Raw genomic sequence first — 19429 nt, forward strand, 5'->3', positions numbered from 1 at the left:
ATGCTCGGGACAAGGCCGAGGATGACGTTGAGTGTTTGATAAGCTGGCCTTTCCTCAAAAATGCGCGAGGTTAAATATGCCCGATCGCTAGGAATGGCGGCCTCCATCCTCACCGTATATCCAGCAACCGCTCCAGATAACGCCGCTCGATTTCACCCGGCGGGTTGTTGCCGAGCTTTTCGCGAATAGCCTCGAGAATTTCGCGGGCGCGCTGCACGTCGATCTCATCAGGCACCTTCACCTGGTCGCCGAAATCGGGGCCGGTTGTGCTGCGCGGACGGCCGAGTGGATCGCGGCCGTTCTGTCCGCCTTGGCCCGCCATGCCTTCCTGCCCCTGTCCTTGCTGCTGTCCCTGCTGGCGCATGGCCTGCATGATCTGGCCCATCATATCCTGCGCGCCCTGTCGCAGCGCGTTCAGCGCATTGCCCTGACCTTCGACCGCCTGTTCGCCCTGGCTTTTGCCGAGTGCTTCGCCGGCGCCTTCCATTTCCTGCTGCGCCTTGCCGAAGTTTTCGCCCGGCTCCATGCCGAGATCACGAAGGCCTTGCTGCAATTCGCCCAGCTGCTTGCCCAGCGCGTCCTGCTGCGCCCTCAGATTTTTCAGCGCCTCGCGCAATTGTTCGGCGGTCATCTGCTCGCTCGGTTGTCCGCCTTGCTGGCCGTTTTCGCCCTGCTGGCCCTGTTGCGGTGATTCACCGTTTTCACCCGTCTGCGGGTCCTGACCTTCGCCGCCATCCTGCGGGTCGCCGCGCTGCATGCGGTCACGCAGCGCCTGATCGAGCTTGAAGGTCTCGTCCATCAGCTTCTGCTGCTGTTGCAGAATTTCACCCAGCTTGTCGATCTGCTGGCGCATCTTGCTGCTTTGCTGCTGCCCCTGCTGGCCCTGACGTTGCGGCCGTCCCGCCTGCAGGTTGTTCATCATGCGTTGCAGCTGCGAGAGCATTTCCTGTGCTGCGTCACGGTTGCCGGAGCGCGCGAGGTTTTCGATCTGGTTCATCATGTTTTCGAGATCGCGCTGCCGCAAGACGTTTTGTGCCTGCTGGTTCATGTTGGCTTGCGGCGCATTCTGCATGCGCTGTGCAAGCTCGCTCATGAACTGCTGCATCGCCTCACGCAGTTCCTGCATCAGCTTGGCGACTTCCTCATCGGAGGCATTGCGCTGAAGCGCCTCGGAAAGCGCTGTCTGCGCATCACGCAGGCGTTTTTCCGCCTGCGAAAGATCACCATCCTCGATGCCGAGCGCAATCTCCCAGAGATAATCGGCGGTGTTCTTCAGCATCTCCTCATTATAGGCGAGCCGCATGCGGGTCTGCGCCGATTGCAGCAGGAGATAGTGCGTGGTGTTGGGAATGGTTTCTTCCGGACGCAGACCAACCGCCTCGTTATAGGCGATCGCCTTTGGCATCTGGCGCGTGTCGAGTGAGAATATCTGCCGCTGTTCGGCAACCGAAGCCGCCAGCGGTTCAGAGAAATTGCGGCCCGGCAGCACCATTTCATGCGCGGGGCTGCGGCCGGTCTGGCCGGCACCGTCTGTTGCCACCAGCGTGATGCGCACGCGCTTACCTGCCATGGGATGTTCGGTCAGGTTGCGGCTGGTCAGCCCCTTGATCTCGCGGTTGTTCTGCCGCGGCAGGTCGAGCTTGAATTCCGGCGGCGGGTAAAGTGCTGTTGCACCCTCCGCAACGCCAAGCGGCTCTATGATGGCGTGGGCTTCCTTGATGCCATAGTCGTCCTTGGCGGTGAAACCCACCTCCAGCGCACCATTGACGGCGCGGCGCGGCATGTTGTCGAAGCCGATGCTCGGTGGCTGGTCAGGAATGACGTTGAACACCCATTGTTCGCCATTGGCGGTGATCATGCCGCTTTCGGTCACATCCATGGCAAAGGTGCGCGGCGTGACAGGTTGATCCGGCGGGCGTTTTTCTGTCTGTGCGGCCACATCGCCACTTGCGCTGTCGGCGTGCGCCGCTTCGGGGGCAAGCTTCTGCAGGGCGCCGGCGGTCTCAGGCTCGAAGGTCACTTCCTCGCCGCCATCGCCACCGGTCATGCGGATCGTCAGTTTGGAGGATTGCGGCACGGACACCGCGTCGTGGCCAGTCGCATCGCGCCCTGTCAGAAAAATCGGGGCGCGGCCGGTATAGGCGGGCGGCGTGACCCAGGCGTCGAGACGGATATCGGGATTGAGCGGACCGGCTGCCGGCCGGCTACGGAAGGCATCTGCAATCGTGCCTGCACCATTGGAATAGGAAAAACCGAAGGCGACAACTAGAAAAAGGGCGGGAATGGCGCGTAGTGCCGAGCGGTCGTAACGGGCGATATCGGGCTTCGGCAGGCCGGCGTTCAGCGCGGCGATGCGTTCCGCCATACGGATCTGGTGTTCTTTCCACAAGGCGCGGGAAATGGGGGTGTCCAACGCCGGTTCGTCTTCCTGCACGCCGACTGGCTGGTGAGCGAGACCATTGCGTTCTTCCAGAAGGCGGGACGCGTCGTTGTCTGTCGGCCATTTCAGCCGGACGATTGGCAGGATGGTGCTGATGAAACCAAAAACCAGCAGGAAAACGATGCCCAGCCGTACGAAGTCAGGCATTTGCCGGTAGAGGCCGAACCATGCGAGCGCCAGAAACGCGGCGGCGATGGAAAGCGGCCACAGCGTCTTCGGTGCTACTCTTTCCGAAAACAACACGATTTTTGCGAAGAAGCGTTTAGCCGCAACCCGGCGGGCAAGATCCGGCCGCTGCGCGAATGCGCCGGTTGGGCGCTTTCTGCCTGTCCTGTCCTCTCCGGCTGTGGTCATCAATCCGTTCTCCCGGTTCTGGCCACGTCAAACGCCATTCCCGGAACGGCGAGCTGCTTGTATTATGAGAAGCAAGGATAACATTCTTTGTGGCGAAGACGAGGGCAAGCGGATGCTCACCCCCATTTTTTAGGCAGCTTCGCTCAATTGTGATCGACCAAGCCGGATATATGGCGGATCAATCGAGCCAGGCGGGTACTGAATCGAGAGCGATCAGCTCCTCATAGGTTCCGCGCGGGCGGATGACGTGGAACTTGTCACCCTTTACCAGCACTTCCGGCACCAGCAGGCGCGAATTATAGGTGCCTGCCTGCACGGCGCCGTAAGCACCGGCGGAGCTGACGGCAATCAGATCACCCGGCTGCGGTGCGGCCATCTCGCGGTCCAGCGCCAAATAGTCACCCGTTTCGCAGACGGGGCCAACGATATCGGCCTTGATGCGAGGGGCGTCCACCGCGGGCTGCACGACCGGGCGGATGCCGTGATAGGCCTCGTAAAGCGTCGGGCGGATGAGGTCGTTCATCGCGCCATCGACAATCACGAAGTTCTTTTCGCCGCCATCCTTCACATAGATCACTTCCGTCACCAGAATGCCGGCATTGCCGACGATCAGGCGTCCCGGTTCGGTGATGATCTTGCAGTTGAGGCTCTTCAGCTCGTTCTTGACGATATGCGCATAGGCATCCGGCAGCGGCGGCGGATTATTGTCCTCGCGGTAGGGAATGCCGAGGCCGCCGCCGATATCGACGTGGCTGATCGTGTGCCCATCCGCGCGCAGGGATTCCACCAGTTCGCGCAGCAAGCGGAACGCATCCTCGAAGGGCTGCAATTCTGTGATCTGGCTGCCGATATGCATGTCGATGCCGGTGACTTCGATGCCGGGCAGCGTGGCGGCATGGGCATAGACCGCACGCGCCCGCTCATAGGAAATGCCGAACTTGTTCTCTTTTTTGCCGGTGGAAATCTTGGCATGAGTGCGCGCATCCACATCCGGATTGATGCGGAAGGACACATGCGCCCTTTTTCCGGCTTTGACGGCGCGCAGGTTGAGGACCTCAAGCTCCGGCTCGGATTCGATGTTGAAGCAGTAGATGCCGGCTTCCAGCGCGTAATCCATTTCCGCCACCGTCTTGCCGACGCCGGAGAACATGATGCGGTTTGCCGGTACACCGGCGCCAAGCGCGCGGCGCAATTCGCCGCCGGATACCACGTCGATACCCGCGCCAAGCTTTGCCAGCGTCTTCAGAACGGCCTGGTTGGAATTGGCCTTCATGGCGTAACAGACCATGGCGTCCACATCGGCGAAAGCGCCTGAGAACACCTTGTAGTGGCGCTCCAGCGTCGCGGTCGAATAGACATAGAACGGCGTGCCGACAGCCTTGGCGATCTCAGGCACGGGCACGTTTTCGGCGTGAAGCACGCCGTCGATATAGCCAAAATGGTTCACAGGCTTTTTCCCGTCAGAGAAGCTTGTCGAGGATGAACGGCCGCTCCGCCGTTGCCGGCTTCGTCTCGGTTCCGTCGGCATTGCGCTTGTTGCGCATTTCGACCGGCGTGCTCGGCGGATCGATATCGCCTTTTCGCCCGCAGGCACTGAGAGCAAGACTGACGGCGAGCGTCATGCCGATGGGAACGATGAGATTGCGCGCGGTTTTTGAAAGCATGAGCCTGTCCAAAGGAAATATGTGCTTCTCTGATAACGAAAAACAGGGCGCTTGTGCACCCTGTTTCTTGTGATCGCAGCGTAACGCAGATTTATGAGGGCGGCGGAGAAAAATAGAATCGTTTCCGCCGCCCATTTTAATTTGTCTGCGCATCGGATTTTCCGAAAACCGCTTCACACTTTTCGGTCCGATGCGTTAGTTGCGTCCACGCCACCAGGCGATCTGCTTCTTGACCTCGGAAGGAGCCGTGCCGCCGAAGCTGGTGCGGCTGGCAACTGATGCCTCGACTGAAAGAACGTCGAAAACGCCGCTTGTAATGGCCGGATGGATCGCCTGCAGGTCTTCCAGCGAAAGATCGGCCAGATCGCAGCCTTTCTTTTCCGCCAGTGCCACCGCATTTCCGGTCACATGGTGGGCGTCGCGGAAGGGCAGGCCTGCCTCGCGCACCAGCCAGTCAGCAAGATCGGTGGCGGTGGAATAGCCCGAACCGGCGGCCGCACGCATGCGGTCCTTGCGCACCTCAAGGTCGCGGATCATGCCGGTCATGGCGGCGATGGCCAGTTCCAGGCTTTCGGCGGCATCGAAAACCTGTTCCTTGTCTTCCTGCATGTCCTTGGAATAGGCGAGTGGCAGGCCCTTCATCACAGTCAGAAGCGCCACCAGCGAGCCGTTGATGCGGCCGGTCTTGGCGCGCACCAGTTCGGCGGCGTCGGGGTTCTTCTTCTGCGGCATGATCGACGAGCCGGTGGAAAAGGCATCTGACAGGCGGATGAAGCCGAATTGCGGCGTCGACCAGATGACGATTTCTTCGGCGAGGCGCGACAGGTGCGTGGCGCAGATTGAGGCGATCGACAGGAACTCCAGTGCGAAATCGCGGTCGGAAACGGTGTCGATGGAGTTGCGGGTCGGCTCGCGGAAGCCGAGCGCCTTAGCCGTCATGTGGCGGTCGATAGGATAACCGGTGCCGGCCAGCGCTGCTGCACCGATCGGGCTTTCATCCAGATGTTCGATCGCGTGACGCACGCGGGCGCGGTCACGGCCGAACATTTCCACATAGGCCATGCAATGATGGCCGAAGGTGACGGGCTGGGCCGTCTGCAGATGGGTGAAGCCGGGCATGACCGTATCGGCATTTTCCTCGGCGCGGTCGAGGAAGGCGGCGATGAGCGCGGTCAGCATGCCTTCCGTCTTCTGCAGCTCTTCCTTGACCCAGAGGCGGAAATCGAGCGCCACCTGGTCGTTGCGCGAGCGGGCGGTGTGCAGGCGCCCTGCCGCCGTGCCGATGAGGGTGGCAAGTCGCGCCTCGATGTTCATGTGAATGTCTTCGAGCTTGCGCGAGAATTCGAAGCTGCCAGCCTCGATTTCTGACAGGATCGTGTTCAGGCCGTGAACGATCTTGTCTTTATCTTCCTGCGAAATAATGCCTTTTTCCGCCAGCATGGTGGCATGCGCTATAGAGCCGCGGATGTCCTGGGCATAAAGCTTCTTGTCGAAGCCGATGGAGGCATTTATCTCTTCCATGATGGCTGATGGCCCGGAAGCGAAACGTCCGCCCCACATCTGGTTGGAGGATTTCTGATCTGTGCCGTCAGCCATGTTCTGCGTGCCCTGGAGTATTCGATGACAGAAAAAAGGCCGTTCAGGCTTCCTTCCGCCAGATTGGTTGCAATTGCTGCCGTTGCCGGTGTCGTGTTCGGCGCGGGTGCGGTCTGGTTCAGGCATATTGGGTCTGAGAGCCCGGTTCAAGGGGCAGCGGTTGCCGAGGCCGGTTTATGTGAAGGTGCGGCAAACCGCATCGCCTCGCTGAAACCCCTCCTGAAGGGCCAGGTGGCGGCCATGTCGGCCACGGATACGCCGCGCGTCATCCCGCTGTCTTTCAAGGGTCCGCAAGGGTCGGACATGTCGCTTGCCGATCTCAAGGGCAAGGCGGTTCTCCTCAATCTGTGGGCCACCTGGTGCGTGCCATGCCGGGAGGAAATGCCTGCGCTAAACGCACTGGAGAAGGAAAAGGGCAGCGATGGCTTTGAGGTTGTTGCGGTCAATATCGACACCGGCGCGGACGAAAAACCGAAAGCCTTCATTGACGAATACAAGATCGACGCGCTGAAACTTTACCGCGACAGCTCCATGGGCGTCTTCAATGTTCTGAAAAAGGAAGGGCTGGCTTTCGGCCTTCCCGCCACGCTTCTTCTGGACGAAAAAGGCTGCCTGATTGCCGCCATGAACGGTCCGGCAGCCTGGGACAGCGAAGATGCCAAGGCGTTGGTATCGGCAGTGAAGGCTAAATAATTGTCCAGTGCGGGAGGGATTTTCCTCCCGTCACCTCGAATGATATCCGAGGAATATCTCTTGCGCCTTAGCGCGTCGGAACAGGTGTCTCGCCACGGTAATCGTAAAAACCGCGACCAGATTTGCGGCCGAGCCAGCCGGCCTCGACATATTTCACCAGCAGCGGGCAGGGGCGGTATTTGCTGTCGGCCAGCCCGTCATGCAGCACCTGCATGATCGACAAACAGGTGTCGAGACCGATGAAGTCGGCAAGCTGCAACGGTCCCATCGGATGGTTGGCGCCGAGCCGCATGGCGGTGTCGATTGCTTCCACCGAACCGACGCCCTCATAGAGCGTGTAGATCGCCTCGTTGATCATCGGCAGCAGGATGCGGTTGACGATGAAGGCGGGGAAATCCTCGGCGACGGTGATCGCCTTTTCCAGCGTCCGCACATAGTCCTTCGCCGCATCGAAGGTCTTTTCGTTGGTGGCGATACCGCGCACCAGCTCCACCAGCTTCATCACGGGCACCGGGTTCATGAAGTGGATGCCCATGAACTGTTCGGGACGATCGGTGGCGGACGCAAGGCGGGTGATGGAGAGGGAAGATGTGTTGGTGGCCAAAAGCGCTTCGGGCTTCAGTACCGGGCAGATCTGCGCATAGATCTTGCGTTTGATTTCCTCGTTTTCGGTAGCAGCCTCAATGACCAGATCCATGGGCGCCAGATCGTTGACGTCAGTCGAACCGCTGATGAGCGCGAGTGCATCTTTGCGGGCGTCGTCGGAGAGCTTGCCGTTGGTGACCTGACGGGCAAGATTGCCGTTGATCGTGGCAAGGCCGGCTTCGATTCCGTCCTTGGAAAGATCGTAAATGTGCACCTTGTAACCGGCCAAGGCGGAAACATGCGCGATGCCGCAACCCATTTGACCGGCTCCGATGATACCGATGTTTTTAAAGGGGGCGGTCATATGCTGGTCTCCTCATGGGATTTCATCTGCGTCATTTGCGGCGATGTTACGCATATCGCCGAAAAAGAGAAGGCGGCGCGTTCAAAAAACGCGCCGCCTTTGGCTAAAGGCTTAAAATCACAGAGCCTTCTGGAGTTCCGGCAGAGCCTCGAACAGGTCTGCGACGAGGCCGTAATCGGCAACCTGGAAGATCGGCGCTTCCTCGTCCTTGTTGATGGCTACGATGACCTTCGAGTCCTTCATGCCGGCCAGATGCTGGATGGCGCCCGAAATGCCGGCAGCGATGTAAAGCTGCGGTGCCACGACCTTGCCGGTCTGACCGACCTGCCAGTCGTTCGGTGCATAACCCGCATCGACGGCTGCGCGCGATGCGCCGACGGCTGCACCGAGCTTGTCGGCAACCGGCAGGATCACTTCGCGGAACTTTTCCGAGGAGCCGAGTGCGCGACCGCCCGAGATGATGATCTTCGCAGAGGTCAGTTCCGGACGATCGGAAGAGGCGAGCGCGTCGGACACAAAGACAGAAACGCCGGGGTTCTCGGCAGCGCCGATGGTTTCCACCGGTGCCGAACCGCCTTCAGCGGCTGCCGCAAACGCGGTGGGGCGCACGGTGATGACCTTCTTGGCGTCGCTTGCCTGCACCGTCTGGATGGCGTTGCCGGCATAGATCGGACGTTTGAAAGTATCCGGGCTGACGACCTCGATGATTTCCGAGACCTGGGCCACATCGAGAAGGGCTGCGACGCGCGGGGCGACATTCTTGGCCGAAGCGGTCGCCGGTGCGATGATGACGTCATAGGAAGGGCTGAGCGAGACGATCAGCGCCGCCAGCGGCTCGGCAAGCGCGTTGGCATAGGTTGCGTCGTCGGCAAGCAGTACCTTGGCAACGCCGGACAGTTTCGCCGCCGCGTCGGCGGCACCCTTCGCACCGGAGCCGGCAACGAGCACGTGGACGTCGCCGCCAATCTGCGTTGCCGCCGTCAGCGTCTTCGCCGTCAGGTCGGAAAGGGTTGCGTTGTCGTGTTCTGCCAGAAGAAGAATGGCCATAATGTAATCTCCCTTTTCCGAAACCTTAGAGGACGCCGTCGGCTTTGAGCTTTTCGACCAGCTCAGCCACCGAGCCGACCCTGATGCCGGCCTTGCGGCCTGCGGGCTCCTCGGTCTTCAACACCTTCAGACGCGGCGTGACATCGACGCCGAAATCGGCCGGGGTCTTCTTGTCGAGTGGCTTCTTCTTTGCCTTCATGATGTTCGGCAGCGAGGCGTAACGCGGCTCGTTCAGACGAAGATCGGTGGTCACGACAGCGGGAAGTTTCAGTTCGACCGTCTGCAGGCCGCCATCGACTTCACGCGTCACAGCGACCTTGCCATCAGACGGTACGACCTTGGAGGCGAAGGTGCCCTGGCCCCAGCCGAGAAGGGCGGCCAGCATCTGACCGGTCTGGTTACTGTCGTCGTCGATCGCCTGCTTGCCGACGATGACGAGGCCGGGCTGCTCGGCTTCCGCCACGCCCTTCAAAAGCTTGGCGACGGCTAGCGGTTCGACCGTCTCGTCGGTCTCGATCAGGATGGCGCGGTCGGCACCCATGGCGAGCGCCGTGCGCAGCGTCTCTTCCGCCTTGGCAGGGCCGATCGACACGACCACGACTTCTTCGGCCTTGCCGGCTTCTTTCAGCCGCAGAGCCTCTTCCACCGAGATTTCGTCGAACGGGTTCATCGACATCTTAACATTCGCGAGTTCAACGCCCGAACCATCCGACTTCACGCGGATCTTGACGTTGTAATCAACAACTCGTTTGACAGGGACAAGGATCTTCATCGGCGGTTTTCCTCAAACTCCTGTCCGCGAGGCGACAAGACCGCGCGGACCTCCAAAAACAGGTTGGCGACATGGATAAGCATTTTTCCCGCAAATACAACGGAGCAATGTTCATTATCACATGCACGCAAGGCATACCTTACGTTGACGTTAACGTAAATAATTTATCTCTTCGTCAACGGCTCATCTGCTCCCGTCATAGCCCCGTTCGATTTGCGACAACCCCGCCGTTTGCGACGGATTCTTGAACTGCGCCGCCCTTGGCGGAACAATCGTGCGGTCGAACAGGGGAACGTCCGGCCGGCGCATGAAAATTACCATCACAGCCCCGGCCAATATGCCGCCCACATGTGCTCCCCAGGAAACATTTTCCTCAAGGCCAAGTGCCAGCATCAGAAATTGCTGTCCGATCCATAACGCCAGCGGAATGAAGGCAGGCAAGGGCAACGGAATGCGCATGAACACCAGAACCCAGACGCGCACCTTGGGATGCAGGAGAAAATAGGCCGCGACGACGCCAGAAACAGCGCCTGATGCACCGATAAGCGGCCCTTCCGACATGGGTGCGACAAAGCCGTGCAACAGCGCGCCGGCTATGGCGCAGGCGATGTAAAAGATAAGGAAACGGAAGTGGCCGAGCGCGTCCTCGACGTTGTCGCCGAAGACCCACAGAAACAGCATATTGCCTGCCATGTGCCAGAAATCCAGATGCAGGAACGCATAGGTGACGACGGTCAGGTCATCCGGCACCACCTGTAAGGCCGGCTCCAGGTAAGCGTAATCGAACACCACAGCCGGGATGAAACCGAGGCCGAGCGCTGCGGCATTGGCCTGGACGTCACTGGCAAGCACGCCGGTAAATAGCCATACCAGCACGTTGACCACGATCAGGCCGATCGTGACATATTGCAGCCGGATATGTTTGAGGGAATTCGCATCGTGCAGCGGTATGAACATCGAATGCCCTTCGTTTGTGCGAGAGATAGGCTTTAGCGGTTCTTGCCGGGAACCCACAATATGTCAGCCTTGCCCATGTCATTGGCAAAACGGGCGGCAACGAACAGGAAGTCGGACAGGCGGTTGACATATTTCAGCGCTTCCGGGCTGACGATCTCGTTTTCAGCAACCGAAAGCTCCACCATGAGCCGTTCCGCCCGTCGGCAGATCGTGCGCGCCAGATGCAGATTGGCCGCCGCCGCATTGCCGCCCGGCAGCACGAAGGAGGTCAGAGGGTCAATTGCGGAGTTGAGGTCGTCGATTTCGTTTTCCAGCCGCGTGACCTGGCTCTCGACAATGCGCAGCGGTTCGTAGGCCGGCGGCTCGCCGGTTTCCGGGGTCGCGAGATCCGCGCCGAGGTCGAACATGTCGTTCTGGATGCGGAACAGCATGGCATCCAGCTTTTCCATGCTGGCAATATCAGTATTGGCGGTATGCAGCCGCGCCACGCCGATCGCCGAATTCGTTTCGTCCACCGTGCCATAGGCCTCGACGCGAAGATCGTGCTTCAGGCGGCGGGGACCGGACACCAGCGCCGTCGTGCCCTTGTCGCCGGTGCGGGTGTAGATCTTGTTCAGTTTCACCATGTCAGCGTCCGCCGCCGGTGAGCCAAAGGGTCAGCATGATGAGCACGATGGCGATGGCCTGCAACAGGAGGCGAAGCTGCATCAACTTGTTGGAACGGTTGGCGTCTTGGCCCTTCAGCATGTTGAAAAGGCCTCGTATCAGCACGATGACAACGAGGCCCATGACGATAAGGGCCAGAACAGTGGTGAAGCCGGACATTTAGGGGGTACTCCTCCTCAATCGAATCTGCGCAGCAGACGATAGAACAGTCCGGCAGGCAAGAGCCGTTTCAGCAACAGCCCCTGTTTGGCGGGAACGGTGACGGGATAATGCGGTTTTGGCTTTGCGGCGGTCAGGGCGTGTTTCAGCACGGCGTAAACGGCATCGGGGCCAAGCTTGTGGCGGTTGACCGGGCCGGACCCATCCATCCGCGCCAACTGACGCTTGTATTCCACAGCATGGGCCGAGTTTTCCAGATCGATCTTGTCCCTGACGTGGGCAAGCGCCGTCGTGGTGAATTTCGACGTGATCGGCCCCGGTTCGATCAGGCTCACATGGATGCCGCTGTCCTGAAGTTCCATGCGCAGCGTGACGCCAAGGCCCTCGATGGCGAATTTCGATGCGGTATAGGCGCCGCGATAACGATAGGGAACGAGGCCGAGAATGGAGGAGCAATGCACGATGCGCCCTGAACCGCGCTGGCGCATGAAGGGAATGACTCGCCGCGTCAGATCGTGCCAGCCGAAGACGTTGGTTTCGAATTGCTGCCGCAGTGCTTCCACCGGCAGATCCTCCACAGCACCCGGCTGTCCATAGGCGCCGTTGTTGAACAGCGCATCGATGCGGCCTCCGGTTCTGGCCGCAACCGTATCCACGAGAGCCGCGATGGTTTCGGGCTTGGTATAGTCCATGATCAGGGTTTCTATGCCCTGATTTTCGAGCGCGGCCATATCGACGATGCGACGCACGGTGGCAAACACCCTCCAGCCGTCGCGGTGAAGCGCGCCGGCACAATGGGCTCCGATGCCCGAGGAACATCCGGTAATTATGATGACGGGTTTTTCAGGCATCTATGCCGCTCCGGAAAGCCGAATGTTGCGCTGGCCCGATGGTCCGGCCTGTGAAAATTGTATTGCGCAAAATCTGTATGCCTGCGGGAACCGAAAGGCGGGCTTGTGCGCTGTACAAAGTAGAGCTGACTTCCCATATTCGGGGCGAAGTTACAAATGAAATGCCGATGAATGGAGGCGACATGGTTGCCGCAGTGCGCCTGGCAGGCAAGGTTGCCTTCGATGCCTATTCTCATTTTGCCGAGGATGACGGCTGGGCGATGGCGAGCCACATGGCGCTTTCCATCCTGCTGGCGCTGTTCCCGTTCCTGATTTTCGGCACGGCTTTGGCCGGCTTTCTGGGGGCTGACCAGTTTTCCGAGACGGCGGTGCATCTGATTTTTGACACCTGGCCGGAAGCGATCGCAGGTCCGCTTGCCGCGCAGGTGCAGCAGGTCCTGACCATTCCGCGCGGCGGACTGCTGACGATTTCGGTGCTGGCGGCCGCATACTTTGCCTCCAACGGCGTCGAGGCGCTCCGAATCTCGCTCAACCGCGCCTACCGCGTCACGGAGACGCGCTGGTGGTACATCACCCGTCTTCTCAGTCTGCTTTATGTGTTGATCGCAGTGGTAGTCTTTACCGGCATCAGCATCGTGCTTGTTGCGGTGCCTGTCGCAACGTCCTTTGCCGAGCAGCGGTTTCCCTGGCTGACGGATGCGCTGAACACGGTTTCCAGCCTCGGACTTTACGGCACCATCGTCGTGCTGACGGTCGGGCTGGTGGCGGCGCATCTGTGGCTTCCGGCCGGCAAACGCCGCATCTGGGATGTCTGGCCCGGCATTCTGCTGACAATGATATTCTGGGTCATCGGCGCGGCGATCTTTGCCTATTACCTCTCCACCTTCGCCAATTATGCCGCCACCTATGCCGGTCTGGCCTCGGTGATGGTGGTTCTGGTGTTTCTTTACATGGTGGGTGTCATCTTCATGCTGGGTGCGGAAGTGAATGCCGCTCTGATGAAATACAAAGTCCGGCAGATCATCCGCCGCAATATCTCCGGCAACAGTGCGCGCCGCGAGCAGGTGCTAGAGGAGCCCGACAAGCCGGCGGATATCTGACGGCGTTTTTCCTTCCGCCCGAAGCGCTGAAAGGCCGGTGCTGCCTTCGCTTTTCGAGAGCTTGCGCCCATCAGCACCCAAAATCAGCCGGTGGTGGTGATAGGCGGGTGGCGGCAGGTCCAGCAATTGTTGCAGCAGCCGGTGAATGGCGGTTGCGTTAAACAGATCCATGCCGCGCACCACATGGGTGATGCCTTGCAGCGCGTCATCCACCACAACGGAAAGATGATAGCTGGAGGGGGCGTCGGAGCGCGACAGCACCACATCGCCCCACAGCGCCGGCAAAGCTTCGATTTCCCCGGTCTGCCCGTCGCCGCTCTCGCGCCAGAACAGCTTGCTGTGCAAGGTGCGGACCGCCTTTTCCATGTCGAGCCGCCAGGCGTGTTGCCTGCCCGATGCCAGAAGTTCGGCCCGTTCCGCCTGCGGCCTTTGCCGATCTATTGCGGGGTAAAGCGGCGCGCCGTCGGGATCGCGCGGCCAGAGCCTTCCCTCTGCCTCAAAGGCCCTGACAATGGCTTTCGTCTCACCCCGGCTTAAGAAGGCGGGATAGGCGAGGTCGGCCTCGACCAGCCTGTCGAGTGCTGTGCGATACTCATCGAAGTGCTCCGATTGCCGCCGCACCGGCTTTTCCCATTCCAGTCCCAGCCAGCCAAGATCATCATAGATCGCCTGCTCCAGCTCCGGAGTGCAGCGCGTCTGGTCGATATCTTCGATGCGCAGCAGAAAATGGCCACTGTTTTCCCGCACCATGTCGTGGTTCAGAAAAGCGGAAAGCGCATGGCCCAGATGCAGGGCGCCATTGGGGCTGGGCGCAAAACGATAAACCGGTTTTTGACGGACGGGCGAAGGCATGGTTTCTTCTGCCATGTTTTGAAGCGCCTCGCCACCCGGTGCCGGGCCAACGTGAATATGGGCTGTGCAGACATGAAAATCATCAGGGGCCTCGACGATATCAGCGAAGGTCTGGCGCATCTTGCCCGCCTCGATCCGGCTCTTAGCCTCGTTATCGAAAAAGCCGGTCCGCTGGAGTTGCGTATTCACGAGCCCGGCTTTGCGGGCCTTGCCCATATCGTCGTGTCGCAGATGGTGTCGCGCGCCAGCGCCAACGCCATATGGGTCCGTATCCTTGCCGGCACGGGCGGGGCGGTGACGGCGGAAAACTATCTGGCGGTGCCGGAAGAATTGCGCGCCACTTTCGGCCTTTCCCGGGCCAAGGCAACAACGCTGGAAGGGTTGGCGCACGCGGTTGCGGATGGCCGCATCGATCTTGATGCCGTCAGTCGCAAGGAAGCAGATGTGGCCCTTTCGGAGCTGGTGGCGCTTCGCGGCATTGGTCCGTGGACGGCGGAAGTCTATCTGATGTTCTGCGGCGGCCACCCCGATATTTTTCCGGTTGGCGATGTGGCGCTGCGGGCTGCGGTGGGCCACGCGCTTTCGCTCGAGGCACGGCCGGATGCGAAATGGCTGGCGGCGCGGGCGGAACTCTGGACGCCCTGGCGCTCCGTCGCCGCCCGGCTGTTCTGGGGCTACTATGCAAATATCATGCGGCGCGCGATGGTGCCGCTACCCTGATATGGCCGCGCGGCGCTAGAAGTCCGCGATCCGGTAGGGCAGGGCTCCGCGTGAGAGATGATCGACATGTAGTTTGCGTTTTAGCGGCGGTACGGCGCGCTGCACGCAATCGACCCTTTCGCATACCCGGCAGGAAACGCCGATGGGCTTGAAGGAGGCGGCATTGGCGAGATCGAGTGTATCGGCATAGACGAAATTCTGCGCATGGGAAATTTCGCAGCCGAGCGCGATGGCATAACGTGGCCTGTCCGTGTTGAAACCGGCGCCGGCTTTTTCGATCTGCGTGGCGATGGAAAGATAGCGCACGCCGTCAGGTGTTTCCGCCAGCTGGCGTACTATCCTGTCGGAGCTTTCGAAGGCCTGATGAATGTTCCAGAGCGGACAGGCCGCGCCGAAACGGGCAAATTGCAGTCTTGTGGCGCTGTGGCGTTTGGTGATGTTGCCAGCCCGGTCGATCTTGGCGAAAAAGATCGGCACGCCTTTCTGACCAGGGCGTTGCAAAGTGCTGAGCCTGTGGGTCACCTGTTCAAGGCTTGCGCCGAAGCGCACGGCCAGAAGTTCCAGATCGTGGCGCAATTCCTGCGCGGCCCGGTGAAATTGCCCATATGGCAGGATCAGCGCGGCGGCGAAATAGTTGTGAAGGCCGATGCGACAGATTTCCGCGGCTTCGGCGCTACGGAAACCGGCGCCGGCCAGCACTCTGTCCACGGTTGCTCCCGCATGAAGCTGGGCGATCTGAAGCGCAAGCTGAAAACAGCGGGTCGGTGCTGCCATGTAGGAACTGAGCGCCAGCGTTTTGCCGGCCGGATCGAAATGCCGGATCAATCCGCCCGCCGCCTCCGTTCTGGTGATATGGACACCGAAGCGGCTGCGTAGATGGGCCGCGAGAATGCCGTAGGTCTCGCCGCCCTCTATCTCCAGTTCGTATGCAAGTTCTTCCGCCAGAAGATCGATCTCGGCAACGTAATTGTCGACGAAGTGGAAGAAATCGCGGACCTCTTCGTAAGGTGTTCTTTCCACCTGCGCGGTTCCCCGCCCCAGCCTGTCATCCAGCTGCACCAGCTGCTCGCTGTTTTGCCGGTAGGCCTGGTGGGCGCGCAAAAGCGCATGGGCAAAACCCGGTGCGTTCTGCGCAATCAGCTTCAGTTCCTGCAGCCCGGGCTCGTAATTCAGGAACAGCGGGTCTTTCAGGGCCTCGCGCACAGCGGAAACCAGCCGGTCGTTTTCGCCGGTTGCCAGCTCCGTTACGTCGAGCTGGAATTTTTCCACCAGCGTCACCAGAACGCTGGCGGAAACGGGTCGCTGATTGTTTTCGATCTGGTTCAGATAACTGGCCGAAATGCCGAGCCGTTCGGCAAACTGCGCCTGCGTAGCGCGGGCGTTTTCGCGAAGGCCGCGGACCTTGCGGCCGATGAAGAGCTTTTCCGTCGCCATGTTGCAACTTTGCAAAATTAATTATTGCAAATATTTATGCCACGCATACGCGCACGATCAAGGCTTCTAGGCGAATGTTTTCTAAGCTATTGATTTTGAGGAAACGCATGGAGGAAACATGCCCAGCATTCTGGAGCAATTGCAGACGCGCCGCGACGAAGCGCGGCTCGGCGGCGGCGTCAAGCGCATTGAGGCGCAGCATGCCAAGGGCAAGCTGACGGCGCGCGAGCGCATCGATGTGTTGCTGGATGAAGGTTCCTTCGAAGAGTACGACATGTACGTTACCCACCGGGCGGTGGATTTCGGCATGGCCGAACAGAAGGTGGCGGGCGATGGAGTCGTTACCGGCTGGGGCACCATCAACGGCCGGCAGGTCTATGTTTTCAGCCAGGATTTTACCGTGCTCGGCGGTTCGCTGTCGGAAACTCATGCCCAGAAAATCTGCAAGATCATGGATATGGCCGTGCGCAACGGCGCGCCCGTGATTGGCCTCAACGACAGTGGCGGCGCGCGCATTCAGGAAGGTGTTGCTTCGCTCGGCGGTTATGCCGACGTTTTCAAGCGCAACGTCATCGCCTCCGGTGTCGTGCCTCAAATCTCTGTCATCATGGGGCCGTGTGCCGGTGGTGCCGTTTATTCGCCTGCCATGACCGACTTCATCTTCATGGTGCGCGATACCTCCTACATGTTCGTAACCGGGCCGGATGTGGTGAAGACCGTGACCAACGAGATCGTCACGGCGGAAGAGCTGGGCGGCGCCTCCACACACACCAAAAAATCCTCCGTTGCCGATGGCGCCTATGAAAACGACATCGAGACACTTGAGCATGTGCGCCTGCTTTTCGATTTCCTGCCGCTGAATAATCAGGAAAAACCGCCGGTCCGGCCTTTTCATGACGATCCCGCACGGTTGGAAGCGCGCCTCGATACGCTGATCCCCGACAGTTCCAACAAGCCATACGATATGAAGGAACTGATCCATGCGCTCGCCGACGAGGGCGATTTCTTCGAGTTGCAGGAGGCGTTTGCCAGAAACATCATCACCGGTTTCATGCGTCTGGAAGGCCAGACGGTAGGCGTCGTCGCAAACCAGCCGATGGTGCTGGCCGGGTGTCTGGATATTGACAGCTCACGCAAGGCCGCCCGCTTCGTGCGCTTCTGCGATGCCTTCAACATTCCCCTGCTGACACTGGTGGATGTGCCCGGTTTCCTGCCGGGAACGGCGCAGGAATATGGCGGCGTCATCAAGCACGGCGCGAAACTGCTGTTTGCCTATTCCGAGGCGACGGTTCCGATGGTGACGCTGATTACCCGCAAGGCCTATGGTGGCGCTTATGACGTGATGGCCTCGAAACATATCGGCGCTGATGTGAACTATGCCTGGCCAACTGCGGAAATCGCTGTCATGGGCGCAAAAGGGGCAGCGGAAATCCTCTATCGCTCGGAGCTTTCCGATCCGGACAAGATCGCCGCGCGCACAAGGGAATATGAGGAGCGTTTCGCCAATCCCTTCGTGGCGGCAGAGCGTGGTTTCATCGATGAGGTCATCATGCCGCATTCCTCGCGCCGCCGCATCGCCCGTGCCTTTGCTTCGCTGCGGGGCAAGAACGTCGAAACCCGCTGGAAAAAGCACGATACCATTCCGCTCTGACCTGCTCTGGGGCTGGAAAAATACTTTGGCCACCTTACTATAATGATGTTCAGGCGCCCGACCTTCGGTGCCCTCCCGAAACGCACAAGGACTGATTTTTATGGCCGAGAACTCCTCCGCAGATAATTTTCCCGCCGGATATGAAGTGCCCAAGGTCTGGACCTGGGACAAGGGTAATGGCGGCCAGTTCGCCAATATCAATCGCCCGATCGCCGGTCCCACCCATGACAAGGAATTGCCGGTCGGCAAACATCCGTTGCAGCTTTATTCGCTGGCAACGCCGAATGGTCAGAAGGTCTCGATCATGCTGGAAGAATTGCTGGCCGCTGGCCACAAGGGCGCCGAATATGATGCCTGGCTGATCAAGATCGGCGAAGGCGACCAGTTCGGCTCCGGTTTTGTCGGCGTCAATCCGAACTCCAAGATCCCGGCGCTGATGGATCATTCGACGCCCGAGCCGACCCGGGTTTTCGAGAGCGGCTCGATCCTCGTTTACCTCGCGGAAAAATTTGGCGCTTTCCTGCCGAAAGAGGGCAATGCCCGCACGCAGGCGCTGAACTGGCTGTTCTGGCAGATGGGTTCCGCCCCCTTCCTCGGCGGCGGTTTCGGCCATTTCTACGCCTACGCCCCGATCAAGATCAAATATGCTATAGACCGTTACGCCATGGAAGTTAAACGCCAGCTTGACGTGCTTGACCGTCATCTGGCCGACAACCGTTATCTGGCGGGCTCGGAATATACGATTGCCGACATGGCCGTCTGGCCCTGGTATGGCAAGATCGCGCTCGGCCAGGCTTATGGCGATGCCGGTGCTTTCCTTGAAGCGGCCGGTTATAAGAACCTTATGCGCTGGACGCTTGAAATCGGCGAACGACCTGCGGTCAAGCGCGGCGTGATCGTCAACAAAACTTCGGGCGATCCGTCCGAACAATTGCATGAACGCCACGATGCCTCCGACTTCGAGCAGAAGACGCAGGACAAAATCGGCAAGGCATAACGAAAAGACTAGAGCGCTTCTGGTTTTAATAGGACCATGAAAGCGCTCTAATTATTTGAATTTACGCATATCCGGACGTAAAAGCGGACCTGCTTTTAATGGAAATGCTTCTGGAAGGACAAAAGATGGCGAACCTGCCCGAAATGACCAAACACAAGGGATTTCCCTCCGGCATGCCGAGCACGGGCATCCAGTTCACCATCCGCCGCGCCAATCCAAAAGGGGTAACGCCCATCAAGATGATACCCCGAAGGGCGCGGGACGATTCCAAGGAACACCGCATCGATGCGGCCTTCCTGCACTCGCTCTGGCACCATTTTGGTCCCGAGCCGTTCGAGCGTGGTAATCTCGACGCGGCCCGCCTCAGCCTGCTGTTCGGCCGCGAGGTCTTGCCGGCGGAAAAGAATTTCGATCCGCTTTCCTACCAGGCGATGCTTGTCATCGACGAGCGCGTCGCCCGGCAGAATTTCCCGGAATCCTTCGAGAACTTTTTCGAGATTTGAGGACGGCGTACGGCATTTGTCGTG

General features: G+C 59.8%; 19 protein-coding genes. 6 read left to right on the forward strand and 13 right to left on the reverse strand.

Going from position 1 to position 19429, the window contains the following annotated elements; all coding sequences use genetic code 11:
* Positions 1-109 precede the first annotated feature (109 nt).
* The 4 genes from AC5SEO_RS01595 to argH all read right to left on the reverse strand — a co-directional run bounded on the left by AC5SEO_RS01595 (position 110) and on the right by argH (position 6054).
* Positions 110-2794: a TIGR02302 family protein gene (locus AC5SEO_RS01595; protein WP_495363702.1), complete on the reverse strand. Its 2685-nt coding sequence runs from the start codon at positions 2792-2794 to the stop codon at positions 110-112.
* Between the two features lie 178 nt (positions 2795-2972).
* Positions 2973-4241 (reverse strand): diaminopimelate decarboxylase, encoded by a 1269-nt coding sequence (gene lysA, locus AC5SEO_RS01600; protein WP_097099952.1) that lies wholly within the window; start codon positions 4239-4241, stop codon positions 2973-2975.
* A gap of 13 nt (positions 4242-4254) precedes the next feature.
* Positions 4255-4458 carry an LPS translocon maturation chaperone LptM gene (gene lptM, locus AC5SEO_RS01605; RefSeq protein WP_003511326.1) on the reverse strand — a complete coding sequence of 68 codons (204 nt, stop codon included), beginning with the start codon at positions 4456-4458 and terminating at the stop codon, positions 4255-4257.
* A 195-nt stretch (positions 4459-4653) separates the two neighbouring features.
* On the reverse strand, positions 4654-6054 hold the full coding sequence (gene argH, locus AC5SEO_RS01610) for an argininosuccinate lyase (protein WP_025595424.1): 1401 nt from the start codon (positions 6052-6054) through the stop codon (positions 4654-4656).
* A 24-nt stretch (positions 6055-6078) separates the two neighbouring features.
* On the opposite strand from argH, the gene tlpA reads away from it, so the two are divergent.
* Entirely contained in the window at positions 6079-6747 is a 669-nt protein-coding gene (gene tlpA, locus AC5SEO_RS01615; protein WP_003511324.1) for a thiol:disulfide interchange protein TlpA, read from the forward strand.
* A 67-nt stretch (positions 6748-6814) separates the two neighbouring features.
* On the opposite strand, the gene AC5SEO_RS01620 is transcribed toward tlpA, so the two are convergent.
* The 7 genes from AC5SEO_RS01620 to AC5SEO_RS01650 all read right to left on the reverse strand — a co-directional run bounded on the left by AC5SEO_RS01620 (position 6815) and on the right by AC5SEO_RS01650 (position 12148).
* Positions 6815-7696: a 3-hydroxybutyryl-CoA dehydrogenase gene (locus AC5SEO_RS01620; protein ID WP_013761782.1), complete on the reverse strand. Its 882-nt coding sequence runs from the start codon at positions 7694-7696 to the stop codon at positions 6815-6817.
* A 117-nt stretch (positions 7697-7813) separates the two neighbouring features.
* Positions 7814-8743 carry an electron transfer flavoprotein subunit alpha/FixB family protein gene (locus tag AC5SEO_RS01625; RefSeq protein ID WP_076845483.1) on the reverse strand — a complete coding sequence of 310 codons (930 nt, stop codon included), beginning with the start codon at positions 8741-8743 and terminating at the stop codon, positions 7814-7816.
* 25 nt (positions 8744-8768) lie between these two features.
* On the reverse strand, positions 8769-9515 hold the full coding sequence (locus tag AC5SEO_RS01630) for an electron transfer flavoprotein subunit beta/FixA family protein (RefSeq protein WP_013761780.1): 747 nt from the start codon (positions 9513-9515) through the stop codon (positions 8769-8771).
* A gap of 183 nt (positions 9516-9698) precedes the next feature.
* Positions 9699-10472 carry a rhomboid family intramembrane serine protease gene (locus AC5SEO_RS01635; RefSeq protein WP_003511318.1) on the reverse strand — a complete coding sequence of 258 codons (774 nt, stop codon included), beginning with the start codon at positions 10470-10472 and terminating at the stop codon, positions 9699-9701.
* A 32-nt stretch (positions 10473-10504) separates the two neighbouring features.
* A complete protein-coding gene (locus AC5SEO_RS01640) occupies positions 10505-11098 on the reverse strand; it encodes a cob(I)yrinic acid a,c-diamide adenosyltransferase (RefSeq protein WP_065662481.1) in 594 nt (197 codons plus the stop codon).
* A gap of 1 nt (position 11099) precedes the next feature.
* On the reverse strand, positions 11100-11297 hold the full coding sequence (locus AC5SEO_RS01645; protein WP_003497428.1) for a twin transmembrane helix small protein: 198 nt from the start codon (positions 11295-11297) through the stop codon (positions 11100-11102).
* A gap of 17 nt (positions 11298-11314) precedes the next feature.
* Entirely contained in the window at positions 11315-12148 is an 834-nt protein-coding gene (locus AC5SEO_RS01650; protein ID WP_019564858.1) for an SDR family oxidoreductase, read from the reverse strand.
* A 182-nt stretch (positions 12149-12330) separates the two neighbouring features.
* Between AC5SEO_RS01650 and AC5SEO_RS01655 the strand changes: the two genes are divergently transcribed.
* Positions 12331-13248 (forward strand): YihY/virulence factor BrkB family protein, encoded by a 918-nt coding sequence (locus AC5SEO_RS01655; protein ID WP_013761775.1) that lies wholly within the window; start codon positions 12331-12333, stop codon positions 13246-13248.
* Here the strand turns inward: AC5SEO_RS01655 and gluQRS are convergent.
* Positions 13216-14100 (reverse strand): tRNA glutamyl-Q(34) synthetase GluQRS, encoded by an 885-nt coding sequence (gluQRS, locus tag AC5SEO_RS01660; RefSeq protein ID WP_162690580.1) that lies wholly within the window; start codon positions 14098-14100, stop codon positions 13216-13218. The genes AC5SEO_RS01655 and gluQRS overlap by 33 nt on opposite strands.
* 72 nt (positions 14101-14172) lie before the next feature.
* On the opposite strand from gluQRS, the gene AC5SEO_RS01665 reads away from it, so the two are divergent.
* A complete protein-coding gene (locus tag AC5SEO_RS01665; RefSeq protein ID WP_174068898.1) occupies positions 14173-14820 on the forward strand; it encodes a DNA-3-methyladenine glycosylase family protein in 648 nt (215 codons plus the stop codon).
* Positions 14821-14835: 15 nt separating this feature from the next.
* Here AC5SEO_RS01665 and AC5SEO_RS01670 read toward each other — a convergent pair whose 3' ends face one another.
* Positions 14836-16254 carry a helix-turn-helix domain-containing protein gene (locus AC5SEO_RS01670; protein WP_111803042.1) on the reverse strand — a complete coding sequence of 473 codons (1419 nt, stop codon included), beginning with the start codon at positions 16252-16254 and terminating at the stop codon, positions 14836-14838.
* Between the two features lie 118 nt (positions 16255-16372).
* On the opposite strand from AC5SEO_RS01670, the gene AC5SEO_RS01675 reads away from it, so the two are divergent.
* From AC5SEO_RS01675 to AC5SEO_RS01685, 3 genes are all read left to right on the forward strand, one after another.
* Positions 16373-17905 carry an acyl-CoA carboxylase subunit beta gene (locus tag AC5SEO_RS01675; protein WP_013761771.1) on the forward strand — a complete coding sequence of 511 codons (1533 nt, stop codon included), beginning with the start codon at positions 16373-16375 and terminating at the stop codon, positions 17903-17905.
* Positions 17906-18005: 100 nt separating this feature from the next.
* Positions 18006-18902: a glutathione-dependent disulfide-bond oxidoreductase gene (yghU, locus tag AC5SEO_RS01680; protein WP_003511310.1), complete on the forward strand. Its 897-nt coding sequence runs from the start codon at positions 18006-18008 to the stop codon at positions 18900-18902.
* A 125-nt stretch (positions 18903-19027) separates the two neighbouring features.
* Positions 19028-19405, forward strand: a complete 378-nt coding sequence (locus tag AC5SEO_RS01685) for a hypothetical protein (protein ID WP_013761770.1) — start codon at positions 19028-19030, stop codon at positions 19403-19405.
* Positions 19406-19429 lie beyond the last annotated feature (24 nt).

The sequence above is a fragment of the Agrobacterium sp. K11 genome (assembly GCF_059429395.1).